The organism is Vibrio sp. SCSIO 43135, from assembly GCF_023716665.1.
Lineage (GTDB): Bacteria > Pseudomonadota > Gammaproteobacteria > Enterobacterales > Vibrionaceae > Vibrio > Vibrio paucivorans.
The window spans coordinates 558,555-579,960 of the sequence record NZ_CP071859.1 but is presented as its reverse complement, the minus strand read 5'-3'; the positions used below and the strand labels follow the sequence as shown (position 1 = coordinate 579,960).

Genomic DNA, 21,406 nt, shown 5'->3' with positions numbered 1-21,406 from the left:
TTCATAAACCAACCAGATTGCAGAGTACGTAAAGTCAGGAAAAGACATGAATAACAATGCTCTAGAAATTCAAGTCCCTCATGGGGCTGAACTCATATCCACCACTGATAAAGATGGCCGCATCACTTATGCCAACCAAGCGTTTTGCGAGGTAGCCGGTTATAGCCTCGAAGAACTGGTTAATCAACACCACAATATTGTCCGCCACCCAGAGATGCCCAAACTCGCGTTTGCCGATATGTGGCGTCACTTAAAGCAGGGGCAGGTTTGGCGTGGTGCGGTGAAAAACATCACTAAAGATGGGCGATACTACTGGGTTGATGCTTTTGTATGCCCTATTTACCAAGGGCAACAGGTCATAGGCTACCAATCTGTGCGGGTAAGGCTCAACGACTCTTACAAGCACAGAGCGATTCACGCTTATAAGAAGCTTGTTGATGCTAATAAATGTGATACTACGATCAATCGCTTTTTCCCTCATAAGTTATTGGCTGTTGGTGCAGCTAGCATAGCAAGCACTTACCTCGCTTTTACTTTATCGCCCTTTTTTACACTCTTGCCACCGATTGCGATGTGCACCCTTTTTTACCAACAGTTGTTCCAGCATCGCAAATGGGAATCCGGTTTAGCGCTTCAGTATGACAGTTTATCACGTCTAATTTTTTGCCAAGAGTCGGATAGAAGCTCTGAGTTTCACTTAAAAATTGAACAAGGAAGAGTCAGAACTATCCTTGGACGCCTGATCGATAGCAGTAAAACAATCAGTAACAATGCCAATGAACTGAGTGAGGCATCGAGTGAAGCAAAACGTAACATTGACCATGAGTTTGCAGAGATATCTGCTGTTTCTGTCGCCATTGAAGAAATGACCAACACGATCAGCGACATCGCTGCAAATAGCGTCCTCACTTCAGATAAAGTCAATCAAGCCAGTGAGGAATGCACGCAGGCGATTGAATCCATCGAGGTTACTCGTAATCAAGTCGACAGCATGGCCAGTGAAGTAAAGCAGTCCGCCAATATTGCTTCGGAGCTAGTCGCTGAAGCTGAGCAAGTGAATAGCATCATGACAGAGATCCAAGCAATATCAGAGCAAACCAATTTGCTGGCACTTAATGCCGCAATTGAAGCGGCGCGTGCTGGAGAATATGGCCGAGGGTTTGCTGTTGTCGCCGATGAAGTCAGAACGCTTAGTACCCGAACAGGCCAAGCCACCGAGCATATTCAAAACTCGATTGTGAGTATACAAAACACGTTGAGGAAGCTTGAAACACGGATGAATGAGAACGAAAAAGTCAGCCAAAACTGTGTGGAAGATACTCAAGTGTCGGAACAAAAAGTGCGCTTCATGGCGAGTGCTCTGACTGAAATCTCAGATATTGCAATTCAAAACTCCACCGCAGCTGAAGAACAAAGTATTGTGTCGCGAGAAATCAGCGCCAATATCCAAAGGATAAGCGATGTATCCAATGCCAATCTCACTCAAGTTAAAACTGTCTCTCAGCTAGCAGACAGTTTGCTGAAGTCAGCAGAGAACTTGAATGGGATTTCCTATTCTTTTGGTAATCGAACCGTCTAGTAAACACTGGACATAAAAAAGCCCCACCCCAATAATCATTAGGGTGGGGCTATTTATTCAAAATATTAGTGTTCGCGAGTCGCTCGGAACTGAACGTCAGGGAAACGCTCTTGCGCTAGGTTCAAGTTTACCATTGTTGGCGCAACGTAAGATAAGTTATCACCACCATCCAACGCTAAATTGGCTTGGTTCTTACGCTTAAACTCTTCTAGTTTCTTCTCATCATCGCACTCTACCCAACGAGCAGTTGCAACGTTTACGCTTTCATAGATAGCTTCTACGTTGTACTCGGATTTAAGGCGAGCGACGACCACATCAAACTGAAGCACACCAACCGCACCAACGATCAGATCGTTGTTTTGTAGAGGACGGAACACCTGAACCGCACCTTCTTCAGATAACTGAACCAGACCTTTCAGAAGCTGCTTCTGTTTAAGAGGATCACGCAGGCGAATACGACGGAATAGTTCAGGTGCAAAGTTTGGAATACCAGCGAACTTCAGCGACTCACCTTGAGTAAAGGTGTCACCGATCTGGATTGTACCGTGGTTATGCAAACCGATAATGTCACCGGCATAAGCGTTTTCAGCACGAGAGCGATCACCCGCCATAAAGGTTACGGCATCAGAGATATTGATCTGCTTACCAAGACGAACATGGTTCATCTTCATACCTTGTTTGTAGGTTCCCGATACAATACGCATAAAGGCGATACGGTCACGGTGTTTAGGGTCCATGTTGGCTTGGATCTTAAACACGAAGCCAGAGAACTTTTCTTCCGTCGCTTCAACTTCACGCTCATTCGCTTTACGTGGTTGAGGTGCGGGAGCCCAGTCTGTTAAGCCATCAAGCATGTGGTCAACACCAAAGTTACCTAGTGCAGTACCGAAGAATACCGGCGTCAGTTCACCTTGTAGGAATAGCTCTTGGTCGAATTCATGTGAAGCACCAAGAACCAGTTCTAGCTCTTCGCGTAACTGCTCAGCCAGTTCTTCACCAACTGCTGCGTCTAGCTCAGGGTTATCTAGACCTTTGATGATTTTCTCTTCTTGAATCGTGTGGCCTTGACCTGTTGTGTAGAGAATCGTTTCATCACGGTGAATGTGGTAAACACCTTTAAACTCTTTACCACAACCAATCGGCCATGATACTGGAGCACAAGCAATGTTTAGCTCACTTTCCACTTCATCCATCAATTCCATCGGATCACGGATATCACGGTCAAGTTTGTTCATGAACGTTACAATCGGAGTGTCACGTAAACGTGTTACTTCCATCAATTTACGCGTACGGTCTTCCACACCTTTTGCCGCATCGATTACCATAAGGCATGAGTCAACAGCGGTAAGAGTACGGTAGGTATCTTCCGAGAAGTCTTCGTGTCCCGGAGTATCCAACAGGTTCACCAAGCAATCATTGAACGGGAACTGCATCACAGAGGTTGTAACCGAGATACCACGTTCTTTTTCCATTTCCATCCAGTCAGATTTAGCGTGCTGGCTAGAACCACGACCTTTTACGGTACCCGCAGATTGAATAGCGCGTCCGAATAACAATACTTTTTCAGTAATGGTGGTTTTACCCGCATCCGGGTGCGAAATGATTGCGAAGGTTCTACGTTTAGAAACTTCACCAGTAAATGTATTTGACATGGAAATGGTCTTCTCTTGTTGCCAGTTAAGATGTCGACAAAAACGATTTGTCACGACTGGCGATTCGATTCAATTTTGCGCGGTATTCTCCCCTATATTTGCCTTTTGAGCAACTGAGCCAGCAGCGCTATCCGGTATAAAGGCAGGATAAAACGCTTTGTAATTAAAATATCAATAAATATGGACTATAACTAAGAGAGTAGATGGAACTAAAACTGACTATGCAAAGACCGAAAAAGATAAACTCTCTCGCATTTAGACAAGCTAAAACAGTATTCCTAGTATCCGTGATACTGGGCCTCTGCTTTAGTTTTTACCATATTCTGCTAGACCTCCATCAAGAACAAGATCGCATTGAAGAGCACTACCAATTCAAGTTATTACAAAACTACTCGAACGCGAGCCAAGCGGCTTATCACCTTAATCATCTATTAGCTGAACAAGTGGCGTCTAGCTTAATGATGGACACCGCCATTTATAAGGTCGAGATCATTGATGACTTTGGCGACACTCTGACTCAACAAGAACGAGTGATCGATTCTAAGGGCTCTTTCATTCAAGTATTGTCTAATTACCTCACACCGTCTGCGCCCGTATATCAAGCAGAGCTTCACCAACCCAACTCCAATGTTGTCGTCGGTCTGCTCAGCTTTTCGGTTAATGGTAATAACATCGCACAAGATTTTCTGACCAAAACGACTCGCGTTATTCTGTTCGACCTGTTCCGTAACATCCTGCTGACCACTATCTTATTGGCTTTCTTCTACTACAAGCTGTCGAAACCGATAGTCACTCTAATTGAGTGGGTTCACTCATTACAAGACAAACAAAAAGCGCTACCTATTCCAGCGCAAAAACAAAATGATGAACTTAGCCAATTGGCGACCTCGTTTCACACCTTGTGGACCGACCGTGAAAAAGCCGAACACCAGCTCAATCAATTGGCGTACTACGATTCCTTAACCGGCCTAGCAAACCGAAGTTTGCTGCTTGATACGTTGGCGCAAAGTATCGATACCGCGATTAAAGAGCATCGTTCTGGAGTGCTGTTTTATCTGGATTTAGACCGCTTTAAAACCATTAATGATTCGCTCGGTCATACCATTGGCGATAACTTACTAAAAGCCATTGCGCTTCGCATGGAAGCTTGGCTGCATAGTGATTACATTGCCGCTCGAATTGGTGGTGACGAATTTGCCATCCTACTTCCCGACCTTCAGCCAGATAAAGCACACGACGTTGCAAAGCAGCTATTGGCTCTGATTTCGAACCCTTATTCAATTGACGACCACCAGCTTTACTGCACGGTGAGTGTCGGTATCGCCATCTTTCCATCGGTGGGGAGCACTAACATTGATGTATTACGCCAAGCCGACACCGCCCTCTACCGGGCGAAAGTCGCAGGTCGTAACAAGTACATGTTCTATGAACCTGAAATGCAGGCTCAGGTGGAATCTTTCTTAGAAATAGAAAAAGGTCTGCACGAAGCCATTAACAAAGGTCAGCTAGAGCTGTATTACCAACCTCAGGTCAACGAACATCACCAGATTGTTGGTGTCGAAGCCTTGATTCGCTGGAACCACCCCGATAAAGGGTTGCTACCACCAGGTGTGTTCATGCCAATCGCTGAAGAAACTGGGCAAATTCTGCAAATCGGTGACTGGATCATTGAGCAAGCCTGTTATCAATATGCGAACTGGCAGCAACAAGGCATACTCCCAAGTACATTCCGCCGTCTCGCAATCAACATCAGTCCATTGCAGTTTTCCCAGGACTCGTTCGTCGACCATATCACTCAAACTCTATCTCAGTTCAACATTACTGGAGAGCATATCGAGCTCGAGATTACTGAAAGTCTGCTGTTAGAAAATGTAGAAAGTGCTATTCAAAAGATGGCCAACTTAAAAGAGCATCAGCTTAAGATTTCGATTGATGACTTTGGTACAGGCTACTCTTCACTGCGCTACCTCAAGCATTTGTCGGTTGACGTACTTAAAATCGATCGCTCTTTTGTCACTCAACTGCATATGGACGAAAGCGACCAGGCGATTGTTGATACCATCGTGATGACGGCAAGAAGATTGAATCTAGAAGTAATTGCAGAAGGGGTCGAAAACGCCAATGAGTTACACGCGTTAAAGCAACTTGGCTGCGATCAGTTCCAAGGTTATCTATTTGATAAACCGCTCCCTGCGGCTGAACTTAATAGCCGCTTTGCTCACAACCAATATCAAATCCCAGAAGTGGAACCGATTGGCAACATCAAAACCGCCCATAAATAATATACACATTAACTAGAAAAACAGGTAACTCATGATAATGGCATCTTCTTTGCCATTATCGCTTGGGTAATAGTTACGACGTCTATCGACTTCGTTAAAGCCTAACGCTTCATAAAGTCCATATGCCGCCTGATTACTTTCCCTAACTTCTAACCATGCACTATCAGCCTTTTGCTGTTCACAGAGCGTGAGAAACTGCTCTAATAGTGCCCTCCCTAACCCCTTGCCTTGATGTTTAGGCGCTATTGCAATGTTCAGCAACGTCACTTCACCAACAATATTCTGAGCGTAGAAGTAACCCACCAACTCATTGTTATGATGCATGACATAATGCATCGCACCACGACTATGCACATCGCGTATCATCGACTCAGCCCAAGGATGGCTGTGAGCAACGGTTTCGATCTGCCATACAGCATCCAAATGCGCTTGGCTAAGCGGAGTAAAAATGAAGGACATAGGAAATTCCAAGGTAGCTTAATAAGAACAGATTTGTTGCCACAGCAAGCGGCGCTGCTCATTGTTACCATCAATGTCTGATAGCAGAGGTGAAGTAAGAACTTTGTCGGTGACCCCGTCTACACACTCACATCCGGCGAACCAAACCCATTCCAATTGGTGTTCGCCAATTGCAGCTAAGTTCTCTGGAGTAACATGTTGGGCTTGAGTAAGATCTAACTTAATACTTTTCAGTACGCGTTCAAACATTTCAGCTAGCCCCGCTTCAGGGCAGACAGGTGAAACCAGCAGTAACTTGCAACTTTCTTCTAATGGCGCTTTATCAAGCTGATATCCAGATAAACGTTCAGGGTGGACTAACGTCCATTGGCTAATCCCCATCTCTTCAAGATAGGCAGAGTGCTGTTGGTTTGATTGAAGTGATTGCATAACGATAGAACCTTTGAGAACCCGTTCATAATATCAAACATCGCTCTAGAATGCGTGCTCGATAACCTAAAAAGCCAAGAAGACTGCTTCTTGGCTTTTATGTACATCGGGTTACACAGCAAATACGGTTATAGCTCGTTGAACTCTTCGCAGTACTGAATCATCCCACCTTTACCAGTAAGTTGCTCTGGTACTAGCTCTGCGATTTGGAATGCACCTGCTGGCACTTCCCACTGGCAGTTAAAGCCATACTTTTCTGCAGCGTTAAAACCAAAGCGAGAGTAATAGGCTGGATCGCCTAACACGACACAAACCGGATAACCAAACTCCACTAAAGACTCTAGGCCTTCAGTAACAAGTTTCTGCGCAACGCCTTGTTTACGATATTCAGATTTCACAGCGACAGGCGCAAGCCCTTGCCAGTTATAGTCTTCGCCTTCTAGTAATACAGGGCTAAACATCGCATGGCCAATCACTTCGCCTTCATCGTTACAAGCAACGAGAGAAAGGGTCAGATGGCTATTTTCTCTTAGCTTCATCACCAAGTTGGCTTCAGCATCAGTTTCAAAAGCAGACTTGAGCAGGCGATCGATCGCCAAAATGTCTGCGGGTGCCTCAGTTCGAATAAGCATTCACTACCTCATTTTGTGTCGCTGGGGATTGTACGCCCTTCTGCACAAAATCAGCTAGTTGGTTTAGCAAAATTTGTAACGGTTTTGGCAAAAGATCCAAATCGACACTATCCATCAGGTTCTTCACTTCTAAGCCTAGCTCTGTATCTCCCTCAATAGAGAGTCTGCGCTGGAAAAATAGTGTATCAGGGTCTTCTTTACGCCCTGCAATCAGTACCAAATCGTTTAAGTTGCCACTGAAGCTGACATCTTCATCAACAGGCTTATCGGCAACAACAATTTTCTCGTTTTCGTAACTGATATACCAACTCAGTTTCATATCTTTTACTTCAACTTTCAGCCACTTATCTTCAAGAAATTCAAAGTCACCATCTTCCAAGGCTTCTTTAAACACCGTTTTCATACCTTCTAGCAAGGCCTTTTTTTGTACAGTTTGCGGCAATAAGTGGACTGGAGATCGCAAAATTGATGCGGCATTTTGAACTAGTTGGGTACGAATCTTGTTTATCACGAGCTTTATCCGTTACTTTGTAAAGAGAATTTCTCATCATAATGGAAGTGATTGTGCGGATTCCTGTTATGCATCAAAAAACTATACAATGCGCGCTAGCCTTTTACATGGCGCCATTCACAGGTATAGTTAATGTATCGCGCACCTTTCACATGGCTTGTGAATGAATATGCTCTTTGGAGAGTGGTAGTACTTGATGCCTTCGCAACAGTTACAACATTGGTTTGCAAAATTAACGTCTAATAGTCCTTTCTTTTTTGCAATCTTGGACGACCAGCATAACTACAGCATGGTCAATGAACGTTATTGTGACGTAGCTGGGCTTAGCACTGCAGAGTTAGTAGGAATGAATGACTCTCAAGTGCTAGGTGAACACTTCTACCAACACCTAAAACCTTACTACGAGCGTGCCTTTAAAGGGGAAACTCTGGAAGCAGAAGTTACCCTCAACGACATCGACCTCGATACCAGCCTGCATTTCAGTCTTTCTCCTATCATCAACAACAAGCAAGTTGAGCATGTTATCTTTCATGCTATTGATACTTCAGAAAAGCAGATTCTAATCCGCTCACTCGAAGAGTCCGAAAGCAAATTCTCGACATTGGCCTCTTTGCTACCTGACGGCCTTTTGCTCGTTGAAGACGACTGCATCATTTCAGCCAACCCGTCAGCAATTAGAATGCTTGGCTTTAATGACTCGGGCGATTTACTTGGTGAAGATTTAACAAGGCTGTTCGTTGACCAAAGTACCAAAGCCGTATTCAACACCAAACTCAGCTTGTTAGTCGCAGAAGCACCAGTGGTGTGCTTAACAGGACCGCGTTGTGGCTTTGAGAGGAAAGTTCAGCTGCATGCCGACTCAACCATGGTTTTGGGCAGCCAATCTCAGATAATCCTGATTCAAGATGCCGATGATGCACCTAAAGCCCTATCAGCATCGAACCAAGAAGATATCCATATCGACAGTCTAACCGGTGCGTATAACCGATTTGGTTTCACCAAACGGCTTGAGCAACTGATCAACAACGAAACACCGCTGATCATGCTCTACTTGGATATCGATAATTTTAAGAACATTAATGATTCGCTTGGTCACCACATCGGTGACAAAGTGATCAAAGAAGTGGCATCACGTTTAAAACGTCTATTGCCCCCACACGCTATTCTAGGACACCTAGGTGGTGATGAGTTCGGTTTGATCTTGCCAGAACCAGACAACAACCGAATGGCAGAAATGCTGTCTGAACGTATTATTGCCCTCATCAACCAACCGTTCGATCTGCACCACTTCAGCAAACGCCTCGCCTGCTCTATCGGTAGTGTGGCCTACCCAGGCGACGGTAACGATGCACGAATTTTGCTGCAAAATGCCGATACCGCAATGTACGAAGCAAAAGATCGTGGCCGTAACCGCCTGATCAAGTTCAACGACCAAATGAACAAAGAAGCTCGCATGCGTTTGTGGTTAGAGATCGAGCTGCAAAAAGCACTGCAACAAAACGGGCTTGAAGTCTGGTACCAACCAAAAGTTAACGCCCGTGATTTCAGTATCAACGGTGCGGAAGCATTGATTCGCTGGAAACACCCAGTCGAAGGTTACATCAGCCCTGCGGCTTTCATTCCCGTTGCTGAGAAGGCTGGCTTGATAGAACACTTAGGCCGAGTGGTCATGCGTGAAGTATTTGCTACCGTTAAGCGTTGGAAATTACAAGGTATTTTACCGGGTCGCGTAGCAATCAACTTATCTCCAGAGCAGTTCGGTAACCCTAAGCTTATCGACTATATGGAAAAGCTGCTCCGTACTACCGATTTGGACCCAAGCTGTATTACCTTCGAACTCACCGAAAGTGCGGTGATGAGCGACAGCGAACACACGCTGCAAATGCTTAATGCAATCAAAAAGCTCGGTTTTGCGCTTTCAATTGATGATTTCGGAACTGGCTACTCTTCTCTGTCTTACTTGGCACGCTTCCCAATCGATGAACTCAAGATAGACCGAGCCTTTATTACCGATCTCGATACCCTGCCTAAGCAAGTCACCGTCATAGAAAACATCATCAATTTAGGTAAGTCCCTCAACTTATCTGTTGTCGCCGAAGGGGTGGAAACTCAGCAGCAAGCCACGCTTTTGTCTAACTTGAATTGCAACTCGATTCAAGGCTTCCACTTTTACCGCCCTCAACCAAAACAAGAAGTTGAAGAGCTGTTCGCTCAAAACCGCCGTCATAAACACTAGGGTCTGTTGAACTTTTGAGCTGATTTTTGCTGCGTTTTGTGGAAAATTTATACAAGGCAGAGGCTTTGATGTGTAGTTAGCCTACATGAGAAGTCGATAAAGCAGTAGAAATGAACCACAAAGGCAGCCCAAAGGGTTCGGCTACGCGCCCCGGACTAAAATCGTTTTACGCTTTGTTGAAGACTATTTGCTTAGAATAACTAGGCTACACAGTCTTCGCCTCGCCTAAAACGATTTTGACTAGGCGTCCCCATCCGAACAAAATTTAACCACGAAAGTTCAACAGACCCTAATTCAGCACTACCCCAATCTGGTTAATTGTCGGCTTTATTCACTCAAACCTGCCTTACATCAAATTTGCCATTCATAATTCTTCATAAAATGCGGTCACTTTTTTGATAGAAATTGGTACTGAGCAATGGAACTCTTATGTCCAGCAGGTAACTTACCTGCTCTCAAAACAGCCATTGATTGTGGAGCAGACGCGGTTTACATCGGATTCAAAGATGATACGAACGCCCGCCACTTTGCAGGCCTGAACTTTACAGGCAAGAAGTTAGACAAAGCGGTTCAGTATGTACACGACCGTAATAAGAAAATTCACGTTGCATTGAACACCTTTGCTCACCCTGATGGGTTTGAACGCTGGACTAACGCCGTCGACAATGCCGCTCAACTGGGTGTCGATGCTTTGATCGTCGCAGATATTGCGGTACTCGAATACGCCGCTAACAAATATCCAGATCTCGAGCTGCATTTATCCGTTCAAGCCTCAGCTACCAACGTCGCAGCTATCAACTTTTATCAACAGAACTTTAATGTTAAGCGCGTTGTATTACCAAGAGTGCTTTCTATCCATCAAGTGAAGCAGCTATCACGCAATATTCCGCAAGGAGTTGAGCTAGAAGTTTTTGCATTTGGCAGTTTGTGCATCATGGCGGAAGGGAGATGCTACCTCTCTTCGTATATGACAGGTGAATCACCAAATACTGTAGGTGCATGTTCTCCAGCTAAGTACGTTCGCTGGCAAGAAACAGAAACAGGGCTAGAGTCTCGACTGAACAACATCCTGATCGACCGCTACAAAGCAGGTGAGAACGCAGGTTACCCGACCTTGTGTAAAGGCCGCTTCACCGCTGATATTGAAGGTGTATCTAAACGCTACCACGCGTTAGAAGAGCCAACCAGCCTCAATACTCTATCAATGCTGCCAGAGTTATTTGCGGCAAATGTTGCGTCTGTGAAGATTGAGGGGCGACAACGCAGCCCAGCCTATGTTGAGCAAGTAACACAAACTTGGCGCGCGGCAATTGATCGATACCAAGCGAACCCTGAAGCGTACCAAGTTGAAGCCGCTTGGAATGCCGCATTAGCGAATGTCTCTGAAGGCACCCAAACCACTCTCGGTGCTTATCACCGTAAATGGCAATAGCGCGTCAGTTGTGGAGAACAGCATGGAAAACAACATGAAATATGCACTTGGCCCTCTTCTGTATTTCTGGCCAAAACAAGACATCGAACACTTCTACCAACAAGCGAAACAAAGCAGTGCCGATATAATTTATTTAGGTGAGTCAGTCTGCTCTAAGCGCCGCGAAATGAAGCCGGCACACTGGTTTGATATCGCAAAAGAACTCTCGTCCACAGGCAAGCAAGTTGTACTCTCTACCATGGCTCTGCTAGAAGCGCCTAGCGAAGTCAATGTGATGAAAAAGTACATTGATAACGGCGACTTTGCGATTGAAGCCAACGATGTGTCTGCCATTCAACTGGCCAGCGACAGCAAAGTACCTTTTGTCGTAGGCCCTGCGGTTAATACCTATAATGCGCACACGTTAAAACTGTTTCTCAAACAAGGCATGACTCGTTGGTGTATGCCAGTAGAATTGTCGCGAGATTGGCTAAGCAACGTATTGTCGCAATGTGACGAATTAGGCATCAAGAACCAATTTGAAGTCGAAGTATTTAGCCACGGCTATTTACCGCTCGCTTATTCGGCGCGTTGCTTTACTGCGCGTGCAGAAAACAAAGCCAAAGATGATTGCGAAACCTGCTGTATTAAATACCCGACGGGTATTCAAGTGCACAGCCAGGAAGGGCAAGCCGTGTTCAATCTGAACGGTATTCAAACCCAATCAGGCTACTGCTATAACTTAGTCAATGACTTGCCAAGTATGCGAGGTTTAGTCGATGTGGTGCGCTTGAGTCCACTTGGATTAAACACCTTCACAGAGCTAGATGACTTCCGTGCCAACGAAGCTGGTCAGAAGCCGAAGGTCATCGAAGACAGACAATGTAATGGCTACTGGCATCAACTGGCAGGGTTGGATGTGAAAAACATTTAACGCCCCCTCTATTCCATATAGAAAAAAGGTCTGGCATTGCCAGACCTTTTTATTTTCTCTTAGCCTACGACAGTCGCAGGTTGATAACTTTGTTGGTTCGCTCGTTGTATGTCTTTCCAGAGCATAGTGAGTACTACCAAGCTCAGTGCAATATTCGACAATGGGAAGGCTAGCCAAACCCCTGTAATGCCCCAAAGTTTTGGCAGAATAAATAAGAACGGTAACTGTACAAGCATATTACCTATTGTCACAAACATCGCCTTGCTGCCTCTATTCACAGCTTGATAATAAGCCGCTGCAACCACCAAAAATCCGTCTAAAAACAGTGCAAACATATGCAGGCGAATGCCCCAAACAGCCCCATCGATTAGTTCTTGATCGGTTGAATTGAAGACAGAAACAAACTGGTATGGGAATAGATTTAGTATTACAACGAATACTAAACCGCCCAGAACAGCGGCGCTCATCGCCACTTTTAGCAATTTGTTAATGTTATCTTGATTGCGGGCTCCGTGGTTATAACTCACCAAGGGCTGCATACCATTTGCGATCCCTTCAGCTGTCAGATAATAAACCGTTACTATGTAGCCAAGGATTGCATAAGCACCAATCAGAATAGAGCTGCCATATTGAGCAAACAATGCATTATGCAGCGCAATCATGACCGAGCCATAGGCGTACATGAAAAAGCTCGAAGCACCAATAGCTACAATTTTAGGCACAAAATCCGCACGTAAACGAATACAGCGGCGACTCAATCGCAGTTTTGCACGAGAAGAGAAGAAATAGCCCACTCCCAATAACGTCACGACAAACTGTGCAAATGCCGTCGCGAGTGCAGCACCAGTGAGCTCCCAGTTCAACCAGACAATAAACACATAATCGAGTGCAATATTGATCACAGCGCCCACCACCATCAACAATGTCGCCAAGTTAGGGCTGTCGTCGTTACGCAGTAGAAATGGCATCGCAATCGAGCCCAAAGTGAACACGCTGGCAAAAATCAGAATATGTAAGTATTGCAAACCAAGTTCAAACACTCGCCCTTGCGCGCCTTGCCACAACAAGAAATCATCGGCAAATGCGTACAAGGTTATCGAAACGACAGGAGTCAGAATTAACAACAGCATTAGACCTGTTGCGAGGATTTGCTTAGCAGAAGAGTTATCTCCTTCCCCTTGCTTAATTGAAGCCAATGCTCCTGTACCCACACCCACCAGCATACCGATACCTAAAATGGTACCAATGATTGGCCACGCCACGTTGATGCCAGCTAAACCATCAGCTCCAACGTATTGGCCGATAAAGATCCCATCAACCACCTGATAGAGGCCGTTGACCAACATCGCCGCGACGGTTGGAATGGTATAGCGCCAAAACTGGCGGTAAATAGATTGCGACATGAAATTTCTCTTTAAAATATTGGTTAGCATAGCTAACTATTATTCAACACTAACATTACACAATTCGTAGTTGGTTAGTTGTAGTGCTTCAGAACTTTGTTGAGCAACGTATTCAGTTGCTCTACTTCCGCACTCTCTAATCCTTTAGATACTTTTTCCGCGATAATTTGATACACCTTGGTTTCGTAACTTAAATGTTCCAAGGCGGTTTTTGTTAACACAAATCGTTTTGAACGAGCGTCTTGCTCACAGTCGATTCGAGCGACCAGACCTTTCCTTTCAAGGCGCTTAACCATATTTGAAGCAGAAGGTTTAGACACCTCCATCTCACTGGCTAAATCAGTCAAACGAATAGGCTCTGGTGCACATTGCACGACTTTAAGGTAATCGTATTCATTAAAGCTTAAGTGGCAAAGAGGATCTTCTTTACTGTATTTACGCCATACTTTAGAAGAAAAACGTTCTAGCTTCTCTAAATTTGATTCCAGTGCCATGCGCCACTCAATGATTTAGTTAGTTAAGCTAACTATTTTAGCGGTACTTTTAACCAATGTCACCTAGCTAAAAATAAAAAAGCCGCCTGTAAGGCGGCTTTTTTATACATTGGTTACGGGCTATTCCGACTTAGCTTACTCTTGTTCAGCTTGCTGCTTTGCTTTCGCTACCTGCTCTGCCTTTACCTCATTGTAAATTCGGCTGAGCTCTAGGAAAGAGTATCGATGCTCAACATATTCAAATACGTTGGAGGCCAGCGCTAACTTATACAATGACACCGCACTAGCGAAATCCCCTTCACTTTGGTAACGCTTACCTAAGTAAAAGTACACTTCAGTTAAGCGCTGTGCTAACAAGGTGTTATCACGGGTTCCTGTCAGAATCGCTTTAAATGCTTGCTCTTCATCAATTTGATCTAAAGTCAGGGCCACCAGCACCCAGCCCCACTCTTCATTGCGCTCTTCATAACGACTTAGAAGATCAGCCTTGGCTTGTACCGGATCAAGTTCCGACTGAATGATATACAACCATAATGCACGGAACGGATCGCTTGGATCTTCTTCAAAGTGCTTCGTCATATCCTCAAACGCAAGTTCATTACGATCACCATAATACAGAGCGATCGCGCGGTTACGCTCCGCATAAGAGTTTGCAGGATCTAACTCTAACGTTGAATCGAATGCTTCATACGCAGCATCAAATTCACCAACTTGAGTAAAGTACACACCAAGCAAGTTAAAGATATCTGGCTGAGCAGGATTGAGCGAAAGTGACTGATTGAAATCCAAACGAGCTAAGTCACGTAGACCAACGCTATCATAGTAGTTACCACGTTCGTAATACATCTTCGCTCGCACTTCATCATTTAAATCAGTACGTTGAAGTAATTGCGTTAAGCGAGCTATTTGTACTTCCTGCTGCACACTTGCTTGAAGAGGTACCGCCATCGGAGGGTATACCCACTGCTCACTTTGATCTAAGCTCGAGGTTGATGCACAACCTGCTGTTACCAATAAAAAAGCACTAACTGCTGCGGTTCGAAACCATTTCACAAATTGATACTCCTGTTGGTCAGTATCTGACTGACAAATCCGCATAAAAAAAGGGAGCGATAATGCTCCCTTTATAACATGCTTTCAGTGAAATAGGTAACTATCCCCTCACTCCACTGATTTACGCGCTAGGCTTACTCAGCTTCTGGTGCAGCGTTGTCTGCTGCTTCTTCAGCTGGCTTTTCTACCGCTTCTTTCATGCTTAGACGAACACGGCCTTGGCGGTCGATTTCAAGTACTTTAACTTGAACTTCTTGGCCTTCAGATAGGTAGTCTGACACTTTCTCGATGCGCTTGTCCGCGATTTGAGAAATGTGTACTAGGCCATCCTTACCAGGAAGAATAGTAACGAACGCACCGAAGTCCGCTAGACGTGCAACTTTACCAGTGTAGATACGGCCTACTTCAACTTCAGCAGTGATCTCTTCGATACGGCGGATAGCTTCTTTCGCAGCTGTACCTTCAGTTGCAGCAATCTTGATTGTACCGTCGTCTTCGATTTCGATAGTTGTACCAGTCTCTTCCGTTAGAGCACGGATAACTGCACCACCTTTACCGATAACGTCTTTGATCTTCTCAGCGCTGATCTTCATTGTGTGGATACGTGGAGCGAACTCAGAGATATCTTCACGAGCACCAGAGATAGCTTCATCCATTACAGATAGGATGTGCTTACGTGCACCTTGCGCTTGGTTAAGAGCAATTTGCATGATCTCTTTAGTGATACCTTCGATCTTGATATCCATCTGAAGTGCAGTGATACCAGTGTTAGTACCTGCTACTTTAAAGTCCATGTCGCCTAGGTGGTCTTCGTCACCAAGGATGTCAGAAAGAACAACGAAGTCGTCGCCTTCTTTAACAAGACCCATTGCGATACCCGCAACAGAAGACTTGATTGGAACACCAGCATCCATAAGTGCTAGAGACGTACCACATACAGAAGCCATTGAAGAAGAACCGTTAGATTCTGTGATTTCTGATACTACACGTACTGTGTATGGGAACTCGTCTACAGATGGCATTACTGCAGCAATACCACGCTTAGCCAGTTTACCGTGGCCGATTTCACGACGCTTAGGAGAACCAACAAAACCTGTCTCACCTACACAGTAAGGAGGGAAGTTGTAGTGTAGAAGGAAGTGGTCTTTCTTCTCACCAGTTAGCTCGTCGATGATTTGAGCATCGCGCTGCGTACCTAGAGTCGCAGTTACTAGAGCCTGAGTTTCACCACGAGTGAACAGTGATGAACCGTGAGTACGTGGAAGAACACCAGTACGTACGTCTAGCGCACGAACCATGTCTTTTTCACGACCGTCGATACGTGGGTTACCAGCGATGATGCTGCGACGTACAACTGTCTTCTCTAGATCGTGGAAGATTGTGTGAACTTCTTTTAGGTTCACTTCTTCGTTTTCAGATACTAGTACTTCGTTAACTTCTGCTGCAATCTCGTGGATGCGGTCGTAACGAGCCATTTTTTCAGTGATCTTGTACGCGTCAACTAGCTTAGCTTCTGCTAGTTCAGCGATACGAGTGTTAAGAGCTGTGTTCTCTTCTGGAGCAACCCAATCCCAAGCTGGAGTAGCAACTTCAGCTTTGAACTCGTTGATTGCGTTGATAACAACTTGCTGTTGATCGTGACCGAATACAACTGCTGATAGCATCTCTTCTTCTGTTAGGTTGTCTGCTTCAGACTCAACCATAAGAACAGCGCCTTCAGTACCCGCTACAACTAGATCAAGCTTAGACGTTTCTAGCTCAGTGTTGCTTGGGTTAAGAACTAGTTGACCATCAACGTGACCAACACGTGCTGCACCGATAGGACCGTTGAACGGGATACCAGAGATAGCAAGAGCTGCAGAAGTACCAATCATTGTTGGGATATCTGGCTGTACGTCTGGGTTAACAGAAACAACAGTTGCGATAACTTGTACTTCGTTTTTGAATGCGTCTGGGAAAAGTGGACGGATTGGACGGTCGATTAGACGAGCCGTTAGAGTCTCACCTTCAGAAGGACGACCTTCACGCTTGAAGAAACCACCAGGGATCTTACCAGCAGCGTAAGTACGCTCTTGGTAGTTCACTGTTAGTGGGAAGAAGTCTTGACCTTCTACTGCTTCTTTTTTACCAACTACAGAAACGAATACTGCTGTATCGTCCATAGTTACCATAACTGCTGCAGTAGCTTGACGTGCGATAACGCCAGTCTCTAGAGTAACTGTGTGGTTACCGTACTGGAACGTTTTAACAACTGGTTTTTCGAACATTGTTATTCCTTGTGTCTCAGCCATTCTTATTTAGAAGGCTCAGATGATTTTGATAAAAGCTCAAGGCATTACAAATCGCGACTAGTAAAAACAAACTACAGATATAGGGTGAGTTCACTTTTAATAGTCGCGACCTTTTGGTCGACTTGGTTGACTGTAATGCTATGAGTAATTGCGTGTAAAATCCCGATTGGAATTTTACCGTGCGTATTATAGCGGGATAAATTCGGTTTGGCTAAGCCATACCAACCAAAAGTAAGTAGCAGGCAACAAAAAAGGGGCTAAAAGCCCCTTTTTCGACAAACTGTTCTATGCAGCCGCTGATTAGCGACGTAGACCTAGACGCTTGATTAGATCTTGGTAACGAGAAAGGTTTTTGCCTTTCAAGTAGTCAAGAAGCTTACGACGGCGAGAAACCATACGTAGAAGACCACGACGGCTGTGGTGATCGCCTTTGTGCGCTTTGAAGTGACCTTGTAGGTGGTTGATAGAAGCTGTAAGTAGAGCTACTTGAACTTCTGGTGAACCAGTATCGCCTTCACCTTGAGCGTATTCAGCAACGATTGCTGCTTTAGTTTCTGCATTCAGAGACATAATTCTCTCCTAATAAGAGTAGGTTAATATTTGTGCCAGCCAATCTCTGATTCAGCCGACACGAGAAGCGCGAATTATAGGGGATGTACATAGCTTAAGCAATAGGTAATTTGAGTCGCTATTTTAAGGTCTCTCGACCTTAGTCAACCATAGGCAAAATATTCCGTTATTGGCCTTTTCTGTTACACTTACCGCCATTAAACATCTATTTATCAATGAACAGGATTGAGTATGAAAATCGGCATCATCGGTGCAATGGAACAAGAAGTGAAGATTCTTAAACAAGCTATCGAGAACTGTGAAACCGTCAATAAAGCAGGCTGTACCTTTTTTGCAGGCCAACTAAACGGCGTAGAGGTTGTATTGCTTCAATCTGGTATCGGTAAAGTTGCAGCGGCTGTTGGCACGACGATTTTGCTTGATGAATATCAGCCAGATCTGGTTATCAATACCGGCTCTGCAGGCGGATTTGATTCTTCGCTTAATCTTGGAGATGTGGTGATTTCAACAGAAGTTCGCCACCACGACGCTGATGTCACTGCATTTGGCTACGAGATGGGTCAAATGGCCGGCCAACCTGCAGCATTCATTGCAGACAGCAAACTCATGGATGTAGCAGAAAAAGCACTAACACTTATGGAAGACAAGCACGCCGTTCGTGGTTTGATTTGTACAGGTGATGCTTTTGTATGCACTGCAGAACGCCAGGACTTCATTCGCAAGCACTTCCCAACTGTAATCGCCGTTGAGATGGAAGCATCTGCCATTGCACAAGCTTGTCATCAGTTTAATGTACCGTTCGTCGTAGTGCGCGCTATTTCAGACGTCGCAGATAAAGAGTCACCGATGAGCTTTGAAGAATTCTTGCCACTGGCTGCACAGAGTTCGTCAGAAATGGTGATTAAAATGGTCGACATACTTAAATCATAATCGAACAATTCATGGACGAATTTTTTAATCAGTTTTACGCAAATGGTGCACTCCTCGTCATGTGGGGTGCATTGCTGTTTCACCTAATCTTACCCATTCCAAGGCAAGCGCACCCAGCCACTCTTTGGCATAAGTTCGCCGAACAACTCGCAGATAAAGTCAACACCAACACAAGCTATTCACAAAGCATCATCTCAGGGACATTAGCTTGGTTACTCATGACCATTCCTGCTTTGCTCGTTTTATGGGCACTCAAACCACTTGTTTGGCAGCCTCAACTGTTTGAGTTAGCGCTGCTGTTGCTTGCCATTGATTGGCGTAGTACTGAAAAACTGGCCAGTGAGCTCACTCAAGCATTAGCTAAAGACGATAAAAAACTCGCCCGCAGCTTACTTGCTCCAATCGTCAACCGTGAAACCTCAAGCCTATCTCCGTTAGGACTAGGTAAAGCAGGTGCAGAGACCATCATTATGGGCTACGGCCGTAATGTGGTTTGCGTGTTATTCTGGTACGCAATTGCTGGTGGTAGCGGAGCTCTGGTTTATCGGCTCACAGCTGAATTAGCAAGAGCCTGGTCCCCGTCTCGTCAGCAGTATTCTCCTTTTGGTATTCCAGTTATTCGCGCAGTGGCTGTACTCGACTACGTACCACTGCGTTTGTTCTCTTTAATGATCGTTGCTGGCAATCGCGCTTCTCATAGTTTCAAGCTGATGCTGGCGCAAAGTGCTAGCTGGCCATTACCGGGGCCTGCTTGGTTACTGACTGCTGTCGGTGGAAAACTGGAGCTTGCGCTTGGCGGCCCCGCTATCTATGAAAAGCGTAAAACCGTAAGAGCAAAAATCGGCGGAAGAATCGCCCCTGCGGCAATTCACTTAGCTCAATTGCAAAAGCTTTTAGCATGGCGCCTGTTTGCTTGGATTGCCCTGCAAAGTATCCTTCTTTTTATCGTTTATCGAGGTTTCTAGATGCTACGCCATCTAACGTTCATCACTCTACTCTTCACTTCTTTTGCGTATTCCCAGACAGTGGAAAAAATAATATCCCTAGCGCCTCACGCAACCGAGATAGCCTACGCAGCGGGATTAGGCGACAAACTGGTAGCGGTGAGTGAGAGAAGTGACTTTCCTGAACAAGCAAAGCAACTAGAAAGAGTCGCAAACTATCAAGGAATGAAGCTTGAGCGCATCATAGCGCTCCAACCCGATCTGATCATCGCATGGCCAGCAGGAAACCCGACTAAGGAGTTGGAAAAACTCAAGCAATTCGGCTTCAACATCTATTACTCTCAAACCAACAGCCTCGAAGACATCGCTACAAACATAGAGCAACTGACTCAATACAGCGATGACCCAAGTATAGGGAAACAAAACGCCGACCAGTTTAGACAGCAACTGGTTGAGATAAAGTCTCGCTACCAAACCGAGCAAACCATCCGTTATTTTTACCAATTGAGTGAAAAGCCAATCATAACTTTGGCACAAGATAAGTGGCCAAGTGAGGTTTTCTCTTTCTGTGGTGGAGAAAACATCTTTCAGAACAGCGCCCTACCTTACCCTCAAGTGGGTATCGAACAAGTTGTGTTAGCCAAACCTGAAGCTATATTTACCTCTCAGCATGCGTTAGAAAACGGTAACATGTGGGCAAGTTGGCAACAGATCCCAGCGGTAAAAGAACAGCACATTTGGACACTTAACTCAGACTGGATAAACCGCCCGACTCCACGTACGTTAAAAGCCATTGAGCAGGTGTGTCAGCACTTTGAATCCATCCGCCGAAAAAGCTAACGCTCAGCGATAAAAATCCGTACAATTCGAGCCATAATTCCGCTGAAAATAAACAAAGAGTACTCAGTAACATGGACTCCATGCTGCTTTATATTATCGACTTATTCGGAACCGCTGTTTTTGCCATTTCCGGTGTTCTCTTGGCAGGTCGACTAAAGATGGATCCTTTTGGTGTCGCTGTACTAGGAAGTGTAACCGCTATCGGCGGTGGAACCATTCGCGACATGGCCCTAGGCGCAACTCCCGTGTTCTGGATAACCGACACCACGTATTTGTGGGTTATTTTGTCTACTTGTCTTCTTACTATGGTGATCATACGCCGCCCAAAACGCTTGGCCTGGTGGATCCTTCCTGTGTGTGATGCGATTGGTTTAGCGGTATTTGTCGGCATTGGTGTAGAGAAATCGCTGACATTCCAAGACTCTGCTTTGGTTGCCATTATCATGGGTGTTATTACTGGTTGTGGCGGCGGTATTATTCGTGACGTACTAGCACGTGAGGTCCCAATGGTACTTCGAAGTGAAGTGTACGCTACGGCCTGTATTGTCGGTGGTATTTTCCATACCACTGCACTTAGCATGGGTTACGACAACTCCACTGCTTTCATGGCGGGTGTATTTTCGACACTTATTATTCGCCTCGGTGCGATCCGCTGGCATTTGTCGCTGCCCACATTTGCGATAAATAAATAGTTCTTCGGGCTCTACTTCAAGGTAGAGCCTCTTTCCTCTCTAAATACCCCACTCTAGCAATCGT

At 45.2% G+C, this 21,406-nt stretch carries 19 protein-coding genes; 9 read left to right on the top strand and 10 right to left on the bottom strand.

The window, feature by feature from the left end; all coding sequences use genetic code 11:
* Window positions 1–46: 46 nt before the first annotated feature.
* Window positions 47–1,579: a methyl-accepting chemotaxis protein gene (locus J4N42_RS02750; protein WP_252029578.1), complete on the top strand. Its 1,533-nt coding sequence runs from the start codon at window positions 47–49 to the stop codon at window positions 1,577–1,579.
* Window positions 1,580–1,644: 65 nt separating this feature from the next.
* Here the strand turns inward: J4N42_RS02750 and prfC are convergent, their stop codons facing one another.
* Window positions 1,645–3,231 carry a peptide chain release factor 3 gene (gene prfC, locus J4N42_RS02745; RefSeq protein WP_252029576.1) on the bottom strand — a complete coding sequence of 529 codons (1,587 nt, stop codon included), beginning with the start codon at window positions 3,229–3,231 and terminating at the stop codon, window positions 1,645–1,647.
* Window positions 3,232–3,452: 221 nt separating this feature from the next.
* Here prfC and J4N42_RS02740 point away from each other — a divergent pair, with 221 nt between their 5' ends.
* Entirely contained in the window at window positions 3,453–5,513 is a 2,061-nt protein-coding gene (locus J4N42_RS02740; RefSeq protein WP_252030772.1) for a putative bifunctional diguanylate cyclase/phosphodiesterase, read from the top strand.
* Between the two features lie 12 nt (window positions 5,514–5,525).
* Here the strand turns inward: J4N42_RS02740 and rimI are convergent, their stop codons facing one another.
* The 4 genes from rimI to ubiT all read right to left on the bottom strand — a co-directional run bounded on the left by rimI (window position 5,526) and on the right by ubiT (window position 7,544).
* On the bottom strand, window positions 5,526–5,972 hold the full coding sequence (gene rimI, locus J4N42_RS02735; RefSeq protein WP_252029574.1) for a ribosomal protein S18-alanine N-acetyltransferase: 447 nt from the start codon (window positions 5,970–5,972) through the stop codon (window positions 5,526–5,528).
* Between the two features lie 18 nt (window positions 5,973–5,990).
* Window positions 5,991–6,401, bottom strand: coding sequence for a DNA polymerase III subunit psi (locus J4N42_RS02730; protein ID WP_252029572.1), 411 nt, complete (start codon window positions 6,399–6,401; stop codon window positions 5,991–5,993).
* 128 nt (window positions 6,402–6,529) lie between these two features.
* Entirely contained in the window at window positions 6,530–7,033 is a 504-nt protein-coding gene (locus tag J4N42_RS02725; protein ID WP_252029570.1) for a GNAT family N-acetyltransferase, read from the bottom strand.
* Window positions 7,017–7,544, bottom strand: coding sequence for a ubiquinone anaerobic biosynthesis accessory factor UbiT (gene ubiT, locus J4N42_RS02720; protein ID WP_252029569.1), 528 nt, complete (start codon window positions 7,542–7,544; stop codon window positions 7,017–7,019). Before ubiT ends, J4N42_RS02725 begins: the two co-directional genes overlap by 17 nt.
* A gap of 196 nt (window positions 7,545–7,740) precedes the next feature.
* Between ubiT and J4N42_RS02715 the strand changes: the two genes are divergently transcribed.
* The 3 genes from J4N42_RS02715 to J4N42_RS02705 all read left to right on the top strand — a co-directional run bounded on the left by J4N42_RS02715 (window position 7,741) and on the right by J4N42_RS02705 (window position 12,125).
* Window positions 7,741–9,780: a sensor domain-containing protein gene (locus J4N42_RS02715; protein ID WP_252029568.1), complete on the top strand. Its 2,040-nt coding sequence runs from the start codon at window positions 7,741–7,743 to the stop codon at window positions 9,778–9,780.
* Window positions 9,781–10,198: 418 nt separating this feature from the next.
* Entirely contained in the window at window positions 10,199–11,212 is a 1,014-nt protein-coding gene (gene ubiU, locus J4N42_RS02710) for a ubiquinone anaerobic biosynthesis protein UbiU (protein WP_252029567.1), read from the top strand.
* A gap of 34 nt (window positions 11,213–11,246) precedes the next feature.
* Window positions 11,247–12,125 carry a U32 family peptidase gene (locus J4N42_RS02705; RefSeq protein WP_252030771.1) on the top strand — a complete coding sequence of 293 codons (879 nt, stop codon included), beginning with the start codon at window positions 11,247–11,249 and terminating at the stop codon, window positions 12,123–12,125.
* A 59-nt stretch (window positions 12,126–12,184) separates the two neighbouring features.
* Here J4N42_RS02705 and J4N42_RS02700 read toward each other — a convergent pair whose 3' ends face one another.
* The 5 genes from J4N42_RS02700 to rpsO all read right to left on the bottom strand — a co-directional run bounded on the left by J4N42_RS02700 (window position 12,185) and on the right by rpsO (window position 17,936).
* Window positions 12,185–13,528 carry an MATE family efflux transporter gene (locus tag J4N42_RS02700; RefSeq protein ID WP_252029566.1) on the bottom strand — a complete coding sequence of 448 codons (1,344 nt, stop codon included), beginning with the start codon at window positions 13,526–13,528 and terminating at the stop codon, window positions 12,185–12,187.
* Between the two features lie 74 nt (window positions 13,529–13,602).
* Window positions 13,603–14,022 (bottom strand): MarR family winged helix-turn-helix transcriptional regulator, encoded by a 420-nt coding sequence (locus tag J4N42_RS02695; RefSeq protein WP_252029565.1) that lies wholly within the window; start codon window positions 14,020–14,022, stop codon window positions 13,603–13,605.
* 135 nt (window positions 14,023–14,157) lie between these two features.
* Window positions 14,158–15,075: a lipoprotein NlpI gene (gene nlpI / locus J4N42_RS02690; RefSeq protein WP_252029563.1), complete on the bottom strand. Its 918-nt coding sequence runs from the start codon at window positions 15,073–15,075 to the stop codon at window positions 14,158–14,160.
* Window positions 15,076–15,209: 134 nt separating this feature from the next.
* Window positions 15,210–17,342 (bottom strand): polyribonucleotide nucleotidyltransferase, encoded by a 2,133-nt coding sequence (gene pnp / locus J4N42_RS02685; protein WP_252029561.1) that lies wholly within the window; start codon window positions 17,340–17,342, stop codon window positions 15,210–15,212.
* A gap of 324 nt (window positions 17,343–17,666) precedes the next feature.
* Window positions 17,667–17,936 carry a 30S ribosomal protein S15 gene (gene rpsO, locus J4N42_RS02680; RefSeq protein ID WP_010450057.1) on the bottom strand — a complete coding sequence of 90 codons (270 nt, stop codon included), beginning with the start codon at window positions 17,934–17,936 and terminating at the stop codon, window positions 17,667–17,669.
* 231 nt (window positions 17,937–18,167) lie between these two features.
* Here rpsO and mtnN point away from each other — a divergent pair, with 231 nt between their 5' ends.
* The 4 genes from mtnN to J4N42_RS02660 all read left to right on the top strand — a co-directional run bounded on the left by mtnN (window position 18,168) and on the right by J4N42_RS02660 (window position 21,342).
* Entirely contained in the window at window positions 18,168–18,866 is a 699-nt protein-coding gene (gene mtnN / locus J4N42_RS02675) for a 5'-methylthioadenosine/S-adenosylhomocysteine nucleosidase (protein ID WP_252029559.1), read from the top strand.
* An 11-nt stretch (window positions 18,867–18,877) separates the two neighbouring features.
* On the top strand, window positions 18,878–19,831 hold the full coding sequence (locus tag J4N42_RS02670) for a cobalamin biosynthesis family protein (RefSeq protein ID WP_252029557.1): 954 nt from the start codon (window positions 18,878–18,880) through the stop codon (window positions 19,829–19,831).
* On the top strand, window positions 19,832–20,650 hold the full coding sequence (gene btuF / locus J4N42_RS02665) for a vitamin B12 ABC transporter substrate-binding protein BtuF (protein ID WP_252029556.1): 819 nt from the start codon (window positions 19,832–19,834) through the stop codon (window positions 20,648–20,650).
* 71 nt (window positions 20,651–20,721) lie between these two features.
* Window positions 20,722–21,342, top strand: a complete 621-nt coding sequence (locus tag J4N42_RS02660; protein ID WP_252029554.1) for a TRIC cation channel family protein — start codon at window positions 20,722–20,724, stop codon at window positions 21,340–21,342.
* Window positions 21,343–21,406 lie beyond the last annotated feature (64 nt).